Annotated in this window: 5 protein-coding genes; 2 read left to right on the top strand and 3 right to left on the bottom strand. The window is 56.2% G+C overall.

Annotated features, from left to right (window positions below):
- Positions 1–2: 2 nt before the first annotated feature.
- Both Pla100_RS06795 and Pla100_RS06790 read left to right on the top strand, forming a co-directional pair.
- Positions 3–407, top strand: a complete 405-nt coding sequence (locus tag Pla100_RS06795; RefSeq protein WP_146576923.1) for an ExbD/TolR family protein — start codon at positions 3–5, stop codon at positions 405–407.
- 65 nt (positions 408–472) lie between these two features.
- Positions 473–2,305 carry a prenyltransferase/squalene oxidase repeat-containing protein gene (locus Pla100_RS06790; RefSeq protein WP_146576922.1) on the top strand — a complete coding sequence of 611 codons (1,833 nt, stop codon included), beginning with the start codon at positions 473–475 and terminating at the stop codon, positions 2,303–2,305.
- Positions 2,306–2,667: 362 nt separating this feature from the next.
- Here Pla100_RS06790 and Pla100_RS06785 read toward each other — a convergent pair whose 3' ends face one another.
- The 3 genes from Pla100_RS06785 to Pla100_RS06775 are packed head-to-tail and all read right to left on the bottom strand — an operon-like array spanning position 2,668 to position 10,953.
- Entirely contained in the window at positions 2,668–4,773 is a 2,106-nt protein-coding gene (locus tag Pla100_RS06785) for a DUF1583 domain-containing protein (protein WP_146576921.1), read from the bottom strand.
- 5 nt (positions 4,774–4,778) lie between these two features.
- Positions 4,779–8,201: a DUF1583 domain-containing protein gene (locus tag Pla100_RS06780; RefSeq protein WP_197167746.1), complete on the bottom strand. Its 3,423-nt coding sequence runs from the start codon at positions 8,199–8,201 to the stop codon at positions 4,779–4,781.
- Positions 8,202–8,211: 10 nt separating this feature from the next.
- Positions 8,212–10,953: a DUF1583 domain-containing protein gene (locus Pla100_RS06775; RefSeq protein ID WP_146576919.1), complete on the bottom strand. Its 2,742-nt coding sequence runs from the start codon at positions 10,951–10,953 to the stop codon at positions 8,212–8,214.
- Between the last annotated feature and the right edge of the window lie 195 nt (positions 10,954–11,148).

The raw sequence follows: 11,148 nt of genomic DNA, 5'->3' as shown, positions 1-11,148 counted from the left end.
CGATGCGGAGACGATCCAATCCCGAAGCGGCAACGATCAACTTGACGCCGATGATCGACGTGGTTTTCTTGTTGGTGATCTTTTTCATGGTGGGCAGCAAGTTCGACAACTCGGAAAGCCGATTGCAAGTCAACGTGCCCGGCGTCGGTGACATGCGATCGATGGCACGGTTGCCCGACGAGCGAATCGTCGAAATCAACGCGGCCGGAACCCTGTCCCTTGACGGCGAGATCGTCACACCAGATCAATTGACTCAAACCTTGCGTTCGCAACACGACGCATATCCGGCGCTTAAAGTCGCCGTCCGAGGCGACGGCGCAAGTTCGTTTGCACAAGTCGCCGAAGTCTTGCAGATGGTCCGCAACGCCGGTGTCGAGCAAATGGGCATCGCCACCAAGCGCAGATAACCCCACGCAAGCGAAAAGGTGTCTGACACCTTTTTTTGTTTTCATTCTTGTTTTGACACGTCTCCATGTCCGACCCGGCTCATTTTTGGCACAATCCGACGGCGGTTCGCATCGTCGCGTTGTTGGCCGTCGGGTTGTTCGTCACGACGATCTGGTTGTTCCGCCGTCAAAAACGCTCCGGCCGCGGCGCGGCAATCGTTTGCTTAATCCTGTCGGTGGGTTTGCACGTCGCCTTGATCGCATTTGTTCCTAAGTTGTCGATGTTCTTTGGCGGCGCCGGCGATGCGCAACCAACCGTTGCACCTGAAAATGAACCCATGCCTGTGGCTGTGTTTGCACCCGATTCGGACGATGACTTGTCGAGTGATTCGATGTTGGGCGAACAACCGCTTAGCGATTCGTATGAGGCGGATGATTCGCCGATTTCGCCGCTGACGTTGGCCGAGCCGATCGTGGAATTACAAACTCCGGTCGTCGCCATGGCCGAACCCGAACCCGCTAGCGATGCGGTTGAGATCATCGAAGCTGCGAAATCCCAAATCGTGACTTCATTGGCGTCGATCAAACGAGACGCCTCTCCGGATCACTCAACCGATCTGGATGACGTTCTGGGGGATTGGATCAGCGAGACCCTGGCACCGCCCGACGCACCACAACCGACCACGTCGTCGGAACCCGATCGTCCCATCGAATCAAGCGTCGCGATGCCGGCCGGAAAGCGTCAGACCGAAGATCGATCCGACGAGGACGAAGTGATCCGCGCCGCCGGGTCTCCCATCATCGACGAAGACTTTGCATCGCGTTTGGGGAACGCCAAGAAGATCGCCCTGAGTTCGACCGGCGGGGATGCCTCGACCGAAGCCTCCGTCGCGGCGGCGCTCAAGTTTCTCTCGCAAACGCAACGTCCCGACGGAGCCTGGGATCCGATCGCCACGGGAGCCGGTCGCGAGCGGGCACCGTTAGGATTGACGCGTGGTTCGGCCGGGCGTCGGGCGGCGACGGGGATCACCGGTTTGGCGTTGTTATCCATGCTCGGGGCGGGGAACACGCATCAATCCGGTGACTACCGCGAGAACGTTTATCGTGGCTTGGCTTATCTGCTCGGTCGACAACGAAGCGACGGATCGCTCGCCGGTGATGCGTCCGTTTATGCGGCTCACTATTGTCATGCGATGGCGGCGTTAGCGATCGCCGAGGCGGCCGTGATGACGGGCGATCCGGCTGCATTAGAAGCAACACGGCGGGCGATCGCATACTCGCGTTCGACTCAACATCCCAGCACCGGTGGCTGGCGATACACGCGGGGCGACCGAGGCGATCTGAGCCAGTTGGGTTGGCAAGCCATGCTCATCGACGCCGCCGTGCGATCCGGCGCGATCGATCCACCGACGTCGATGCAAGCCGGCGTGGCACGTTTCTTGGACTCGGTTCGGTCTGGTTCCGCCGGTGGTTTGGCATCGTACCGTCCCGGCGAAGGCCCCACGGCCACAATGACCGCCGAAGCACTCGCCACACGATTATTGATCGGGCAAGAAGTTCCGGACGCGACGATCCGCGAAACCGAATCCGTTTTGTTGGCGGAACTTCCCGGCAATGATCGCGAGAACGCCTCGGGTTTGGATAACTACTATTATTGGTATTACGCGACCCTCGCGCTGCATCAACTCCAAGACGATGCATGGAATCAATGGAACGCGGCATTGAAAAAGCGATTGCTATCGACGCAGCGGCCCGATGGCAGTTGGTCGGATTCGACTTTGTGGGGTGGTTATGGCGGCACCATCTATTCCACCTCGATGGCAACGTTGTGTTTAGAATCTTATTATCGACACACCGTTTCTCAGCGTTCAGACGCATCTCAACGTTCGAATTCAAATGTCTCCCATCGGACTCCATAAGAACGTTCTCTCGTCGTAACCGGCTATCAGGCTGCTGATTTAGTGAGCCGACCGCGTTAGCGGCTGGCTTTACATTAGTTATCGCCGCATTCGGTGTTTTTCTGCGGCAATTGATATAAGCCCGACGCGCGAGCGAGGGAATCCTCTCCAAACTTCGCAATACCAGCGACTCCACTCGCTTGCGCGTCGCGTTTAGCTCCACTCGCTTGCGCGTCGGGCTTGTATGTTTGCGGCGTAGCCGCCTTAAGGAAAGTGAACCGCCATTCGGCGCTGGTGGCTACCGCCATCGGCTCACAAAAACTGCCTAATCCACTAAATCAACAGTCCGCTGGCGAGCTGTTGATTCAATCGCAACCTGCTCTTCACGGCGAACTTGACTGTTGGACCAGTGGGTTATCGAGGAATTCTTGTGGGATCGATTCTGGCCAATCACCGGTCATGACGGCGTTGCGGACTCGAACCTCGCTGCTGCGCGAGGTTCGGTAAAGTCCAAACGTCGTATCGGTTTGCGATTCGACGGGTCGTTGATAAACCAGCACGTCGTTGACGGACACCAACAGATTGTCGCCCGCGTGTTCGACGCGGATCTGATTCCAATCGCCTTGCTTGATCGGTAACGGACGCGGGCCTTTGCGATAGAGAGGTTCGAGCGCCGCGTTGTCGATCTCCAAACCAGTCCACTCCGCCGAACCGGTCGTGATCCAGCGTAAACGAACGCCGCCGGACTCCAACAGAAACGCCAAACGTCCGACAGCAAGATGAACGATCGAGCTTTCATCGTCGTGCAAGAATTCATAGGTAATCGATTCCCCCTTCAACAACGGACGTTGGTATTGCAACAACCCAGGCCGTTCCGCTTCGGCCGGAGTCGATCGGACAGCACCTACGATCTGGCCCGCCTCCAGTCGCCAATCGTAAGTTTCGCCGTCGGAGTTGGATTCGGTTCCGACCGGTTCCATGCGTGAATCGGCAAACGATGGTTGTGATTCGTCGTAGAAGCTCGACATCCATCCACGTAGTTGCGATCCCGCGATCAATTGAACTTGTTGCGGAATCTGCGGTTCACCGGTCAAGCGAACGTTGCGAAACACGGGGCGTTTCGTTCCGCTGCTGCGCAGACCCAACCAGGGGCTCGCGGCAACGGACGATTCATCAAACCAAACAGGGTGAAAGTTGGATTCGAACTGGCTCGCTTCTTTGGTCGAACGAATGGACACGTGGTTGAATACCGGTTCGGTTCCGGTCCGTGCAAACGGAGATGGACGCGTGAAGGATTGCTGAGCATCGGCGTTCCAAACGGTCAATTGATTCGTACGGCCCAGGGCTTGGAATTGCAGTCCACCATAGACCAACCCGCCGTCGGTTCCGATCGATCCACCTTCTTGCGTCTCGCAAATAAAATCGAACGAACCGGTGATCGGGTAGCGAAACAACAACATGTCCGCTGATCCGCCCGCGAGGTGCAACACGTGCTCTTCATGGGTCAGCCAGACTCCAGACCGCTGACCGCGCTGGATCGCCGTTGGGGAACCGACCGTCACCGGCACCCAATACTTCAAACGGCTTTCAAACAACACGCTCGGTGAAGACTCGCCGCGGTAGGCCTGAACGGCGACCGCATGAGCGAGACGTAAGAGTGGCCGTAAGCCGATCGCCTGATCCGTCCCCGATCGATCCACCATCCGTGCCAAGAAAGTTTCCGCAGCGGCTTGTGTTTCGGCATGTTCGGTCGCCGCCGCAGCGACGGCAACGACATCGAGGTCGTTGGGAGTCAGGCTCGACTCGGTGTTTCCTAGTCCGTCGATTTGTTGTTGCAAAAATGCGTTTGCGACTTCGAAATCACCGCGTGCGCCCAACAACTGCGACATCACGTACAGCGGCTCGGCCCCAGTGACTCGTTGATCGACCAACTCCTGCAACTTGGCACGAACGTTGGGTAACTGTCCCAGCTCATTGGCGGACTGCAAATACATCCAACCGCTGCTAAAGAATCCAGGTACCGGGCCGACCGAGGCGACCACAAACGTCGTATCACGTGGTCGCTCACCGATCGATCTCGCAAACACTTTGGGCGGCGCGGCTGTCGGCACGGGCGTGGAAAGCATTCGTACTCGCTGGCGATCGTCGGTGGGAAGCGTCCAATCAGCGAGCAGCTCATAAACTTCGCCGCTACTTTCCTGAGCAAGCGACCGATGCACCGCTGCGGCGGCCGACGGAAGATCACTGTACATCAAGTCCTTCAGCGGCAGTGTTTGATTGATTCGTTGATCAAATGCTTGAAGCGCCGCTTCGAGATTGCGATCGCGAAGCGGTGACAAGACTTGCTGGGCGTAAGACACCGTCGACGACGATACCGCTGCCGGTTGCGAATCAAGTTCCTGACCTTTCAGCAATCCAGGAAAAGAACATGCCGTGAAGCAAGCAAGCTTGCAAGCGAGGCGAACGATCGTATGGGAAACTACTTGCATGAGATTCAATTAAAGATGCTGCGAAGGGAGTCAAACAGTCGGCCGGGCAATGATTTGGGCTGCGGCGCCGTCGGCATCCGTCTGATACCGGAAGGTTGAAGAGCGGGAATGACCGCCGTGGCGGGCGAAGGTCCCAACGTTTCGTGGGCGTGGATGTGAATCGTTTCGAGCTCGATTCTGGCGGTGCGTCCCGAACCGCCCGCGTGCAACATCATTCGGATGCCGCGTTGGGCAATCGAGTGGTCGGATAATTCCATCATTCCCAATAAGACTTCGGCGTCATCGGACCTCGCACCGGCGATACCAAACAACTCGTTGCCACGGCGGATCAACCGCAATTGATCGGCGTTCTCGAGAACCTGGTTGCTGAAGGTCTTGTAACTGTACTCTCCGTCGATGCGATAACGAACCTGCATCTGACAGTGAACATTTTCATTTTCATTCTTGGTTAGGATTGAACAGATTTGCGTTTGATCAGGGTCGGTCAATTCCAATTGCAAGAATACTTGTGTTTGCTTGCCCTTTTTCGGTGTGGGAAGCTGGGACGGTTGAAATGCGAATGCGATGTCGAAGTCACCAGCAATCCCGCGTTTGATCGCCGCGCCGGCGCTGACCCAGTTGTCCTCTCCCACCGACGTGAGTTCAAGTCCACCGTCGACCTGCGTCCACGCTGCACCTCCGCCCCAGAAGAAGAAATCGTCATTGGATGCAGACTGTTTTGTAAAGTCGAATTGAAATCCGATCGGCAACTTATCGCGTTGCTCGTTCAACTGGGCCAACAATTCTGCTCGATCGGTGATCGCAACGCCGCCCAAACGCTCTGCACGGACGGACAGTTCGGTGAACCGAGCCGAAGCAACACCGGCCGGTCCTTGAGCCTGAACGCCCAATCGAATGCCTTGTTGTTGCAGATCGGTTGATGGAAACGTTTCCTGTGCGATCAAGCGAAACCGATTCGAATCATTATCAGCGGCCAGATAGTAAATCGTCTCGCCGCGTCGAGAAAACTTGAGGCGACCGCCGCTGCCTTCAGCCGGCTCGCGTCCAAAGTAGGACCGGCGTTCTTTCCCATTGATTGTGAGCATTCGCAAACATTGGACGTTATGGTCGTTGCTGCGGTCACTAACGCATTGAATCTGGGCGACGTCTTGAGTATCGCTTTGGGCGTTGATTTCGAGTCGCACTGAGGCGATCTTCTCGAGCTCTGACTGCATGGTGGCTTGATCAAACGAAACCACCACATCGAAATCACCACCGACATCGATCACCGGCGCGATCGCTGCTCCGCGATACCCTGCTTCGCTGATTTGGCGGACGATCAAACCGTCTGCCGTCGCTTCGACCGTTTCGGCTGGATTGCCTTCCACCGACAAGACCGTCCCACCGGAAATAGACGTAGCGTCGAAAACATGATGAAACGACTGGCCCGGTTGTTCCGCCGTCCAGGCCAGCTTTTCTTCTAGGTCACCGGCCAACTGTTGCTCGGCAACGTCAGGCAGTCGAATGGGCCACTGTCCCGACCACGACACATTGCGAACTAATAAGGAGGTTTGATCGGCGAAGTGAAAGAGTCCAAACTGCGGGGCAGGAGTATCGCCGGACAGCGGCTGTTCGCAAACGGTCTGACCATTCAAATCAATCGTCAAACTACCTTCCTGAAGTGAGATTTCGACTTCGTTCCATTGGCCGGGCTGCAGCGGCAATTCAGCATTCTCGTCGCGAATGACGGGAGCCGCGTTATCGGGACGCAACTCAGTCTGGTCATAACGACCATCGGTCAGCCGATGTCGCAGGACGCCCTGCGGCGTTAGCTGGTAAACGTCGCGGCCAATCACCGGATGAGCGTCCGTTCGCCCAGGCACGTAGAAAAACTCAAACGCGATCGTGCCGTCTTCCAAGATCGGTCGCAGGTATCGTAGAACGTGTTCGACATGGCTACCGGCGGGTACATGTTTCAGTTGCGGGTCATGAATCTGGCTGACCGCAATGCCCGCTTCGCCCGGTTCCATCGACACCATCCAGTTGCCCAAGCGATCCGACGTGCTCCCCGGCGGTTGATAGTAGTCGTACCATCCCAACAGCTGATCCGAACCGATCAAGTCGAGCTGTGCGGGAATCGTCGGTTCCCCGGTGATTCGCAGATCATCGACTCCACCTTGTACCCGGTAGTTCGACCGCACGGCGAGCCAAGGGGAATCAGCTTGCGTCAGCGTTCTCGTGTGAACCGATCGACCGTTCATCCAAGTTTCGGCGGTCTGATCTTCGACATCAATGCGGGTGCGGATATAGCCGTACTTGTCCGTATTGTTGAGCGGCGGTGCGATCGGTTGGCGGCTCAATTCGCCGCAAGGGTCGCCAAGCATAATCTGCTCGTGATCGAACACCAGCCCGGTCCAGTGTCCTGCAACGACCAAGTGTGCTTCGCGATATCCGAAACCCGTTGCGGTCGCTTCGACTGAGAAATCACCGAGCAGCGGCGATTGAAAAAACAACAACATGTCTCCGTAATTGGACAGATTGCGATACGTCCCATCCTGCAATTGCCAAACCGGTTTCGGATATGCTCGACCATGTTCGAAAGCTCGTTCTAGGTTGGCTAAGTGCCACTGATCGTTATTTGAACCACTGGGATTTGGTGGCATGATTCCTACGCGAATGTCTGTCGATTGATCCATCGCGTCCAATCGAGCGGAGTAGGCGAGCAAAAGACGAAGCCAAGCCGGGCGATCATACTCGGCTCGATAAGCATGCGTTGCAAATCGAACCATTTCGCGAATCAGTGTCGAACGATGAGCTTTGTCGATCGCCGCTTGAGCGAGCAACACCAAACCGGCGGCCGAATGATGGAGCAATTCCGGATCGGGTTGAATCCGTTTGAACCATTGCTCAAGGCTTTCTTCGAGACGGTCTTCTTCGCCCGCTTCGATGGCCAACAAAGCCAACAGCGTCAACCGATCCAGTTCTTCCGCCGACGTTCCGATGGGAGATTGCAGGATCATCGTTCGCAACGAATCGACGCGTTTCAATTCACCTGCCAAGCGAACCAATTCGTGAGCTGGAGAAACCAGACGAGCATGATCTTGGACGGGAGTCGGAGCCTGTTGAAGGGCTTCATTTGATCGATCATCTGCGGCGATGAAGTCCGCCGTGATTCGAAACTGGGTCTTAAGAGACGAAGGAAACACCCAAGCATACAACCTCTCAAAACGCTCGTCGGGCGAGACTTCCGATGCTTGTTGACAAACAAACGCCCCCGATTCAGGAACGTGCTGTTCGGCGAACAGTTCCGTCAACGCCGCTGCATCCGATGGCCCCTGAAATGAATCTTGCGTAAGAGCCACTACTTGCCCGTAGACATCGGTCGCCAACAATCCCCATGCGGTGATTAGCCAGGCACAATTGACGAGAGGGTTTCGTAATCTACGCATATTTGAAGAATCAGGGAAACAGGCTGCGGAGAGAATCATACAAGCGGCCGGGCAGCGACTTCGTTTGTGTCGAAGCTGGAATCGGAGCTGAAACAGGTGCCGGAACCGGTGAAGGGCCGGATTCAGCAACGTCGGGGAGCGGCTCCAATCGGTAAGCCTGCGGCATCGGTTCGGGCTCCACCTTGATCGCATCGGCACGAATCTCCAGACGTACCCAAACCATCTCACAAGTCATGTCTTTACCGGCGACCGTATGCAACCGCAAACCACCCGGCGCGATTGTCCCTCCTTCGATGGTAGCATGATCGAGATAGCGAAAAACGTCCGAGTCGCCATCCGCGTACAAACCGTGAACGCTGTTCCCCTGGCGTATCAGCCGCAATCGACCGGAGACCGACTCATCGATCCGCGTCGTATCTTTCACCCAATCCACGCCGCCAAATCGGTTGACGCGATTACGAGCCAACACGATGTGATGATGGCGATTGAGTCGATCACGGCGACGAACGATGTCGATCCGATCGTGCTCGGAATTATCGACCGTCACGGCGAGACCAACCCCACAATGCCACGTCGGCTCCTGATCGCCGATCTTCAGATCTTTGAATGCCAACACGATGTCAAAATCACCTTCGATCTGTCCGGCAAAGTTAAGATGTAAGGTGGATGCATTACCAAGTCTCTCGATCCGGACCCCTTCGGGTTGCTGCGTCAGTCGACTCGCATCTCCGTCATAGATGAAGAGATTTTGCGGAGCGCCATGCTGGAAATCATGCGTCCACGTTGCGTCCAAGTTTTCAGCTGCCGCATCCAATGCCGCGACCTGTTGGGACGCCAATGGTTGCGCCTCGAGTGATGGCAACTCTCGCGGCCACTCCCCGGCCAAACGCACATTGCGAACGCTGGCACGGGTTTGATCTTGATAGTGAAATAGCCCGAACGTTCGCGATTCGCCCGGCTCGGTGGTTTGTTCGGCGACCGGTTGATCGTTCAACCAAAGTTCCACTCGATCTGACGTGATGCGCAGTTCGGCTTGGTTCCATCCCTCTTTCAACACCGTTCGGACAACCTGCTCAGGGCTCGGCGGAGATAACGGTTCGGCGTTGTCACTTCGCAGATCAGATGACTCGAAACGACCGTCGGTCAATCGATGCAGTGCCACACCGTCGGACCGAATCAGAAACACGGATCGACCAATACAAGGATGCACCGCCGCCGTTCCTTCACGGTATTCAAACTCGTACGAGACCGTCGCATCCCATACCAGCGGCCGGACATAGTAAAGCAGGTTCTCAGCGAAACAGCCGCGTGGTTCAAAAGTCCTTTCGCTAGTCAGCATCCATTGCCCGCTGTCATCGGTTCTTGCTTTCCAAGAACCATGTCCTTCGTTGGATTCCGAATCGTAGTAGCTAGCCCATCCGCGCAGCGATGCGTCCTCAATCAAATTGATCTCGTTGGGAATGGTGGGCGAGCCGGCGATCATCAACTCCGAGATCTTCGATTGGGCTCGCCGCCAACTTCGCACCGCGACCCAAGGCGCCGATGACCTGGCATGTGAATCGAGATAGCACTCGCGACCGTTGAAGGAATGCGTCGTTCCGGCATCATTGGAGATCGCGCGTACTCGGCTGAGCGAGCCGGTTGGTTGGAAGGGCGGATCGATCGATTGTTGTCGACTGATGTTTGCGAGGCTGCGTGCGGATACTTGCCGCAGATTTTCCGTTGGTCTCACCGCGATGCCGGCAACCATCAAATCGCTGAATGCGCCGGTATGCGTCGCGAACTCGCTGACCGTCTCAAAACTTCCCTGCAGTGGAATTCGGAACGCGAGGTAGTCGCTCTCATGTCCCGACAACTTCACCGCGCCTTGTTCGTCGAAATAGTAACGCGGCAATGGATTACCGCGTGCATGAGTCCTGGCGTCGATAGAACTGAACGTGTCAAACGCAGCGGTGCCCGCAGCATGCCGCGAATGATTCAGTTGCGGGGAATGGGAACGAATCCGAAACAACAAACCAAGGTAATCGGAAATCACGTCGAGGCGAGGATCCGTCTTATGGGCGTTGATGTTGAAGGCCCCGAAGAAGTCTTCGATCACGAGATCGCCCGTTGCGGGATTCTCCATCGCCGACCACAACACGATCAGGTCCGACCACCACTGCGGTACGGCATGGGGATCATGTTCATCACGTACTGGTGTAAACCGCTCGGCAAGTTGTTCGGCAACACGATCTCGCTGAAGCTCAGCGATATCGATCAAGGTCAACAGCGTCGAACGGCCGAGCGATCCATTTTGGGAAATCGCGGACAAGCCCGACACCTGTACTCGCAACTCGCCGAGTCGTCCCATTTGGTCCGCCAACTGCACCAACTCCCGCGCCGGACAGAGCAACCAAGTTGATTCCGGATAATCGACCAAACTCGCGAACGGGTCAGCCATGTCGTCATGATCTGACAGCGATCGATCGATCGTGCCGTCGATGCGAAAATCGTGTCCACGGCCGGGCAGCACCCAGCGACTCAAAAAAGAATAACGCTCCTCGGGAGTTTGGTTGCGAGCTTGAACGATGATCTGCCTCGAATTTTGTGCCAGCACCGAGTCGCCGAAAATCGCGTTCATCGCCGCATGATCGCTCGCGGTCGGCAGCTCGACCAAACCGCTAGTCGGTTCGGTCCCGCAAACCGACGTCGCTCCGCTGAAAAGCACCGTTATCGCCAACAGTCCGATCGATAAAAATCGAATCGCCATCATTCGGCCGTCGTCTCTGGTTGTAGGTCGAGTAATTGCCACATAGGGATTGGCTTATCTGCTTTTTGTCAATGGCGACAAGCGGGACGGGTTCAAAACCTTCGGGAATGATCGCGCTGGAACGTATCTTAGTGGAAGTCGCTCGAGAGGACTCAATCACGCATCACTTTTTATGAAAGCTTGGTTTTTGTCTCAAAC

Origin of the sequence: Neorhodopirellula pilleata (assembly GCF_007859915.1) — a bacterium.
In the GTDB taxonomy this organism is placed as follows: domain Bacteria; phylum Planctomycetota; class Planctomycetia; order Pirellulales; family Pirellulaceae; genus Rhodopirellula; species Rhodopirellula pilleata.
The sequence above is the reverse complement of the archived record's forward strand: the minus strand, read 5'-3'. Positions and strand labels throughout refer to the sequence as shown.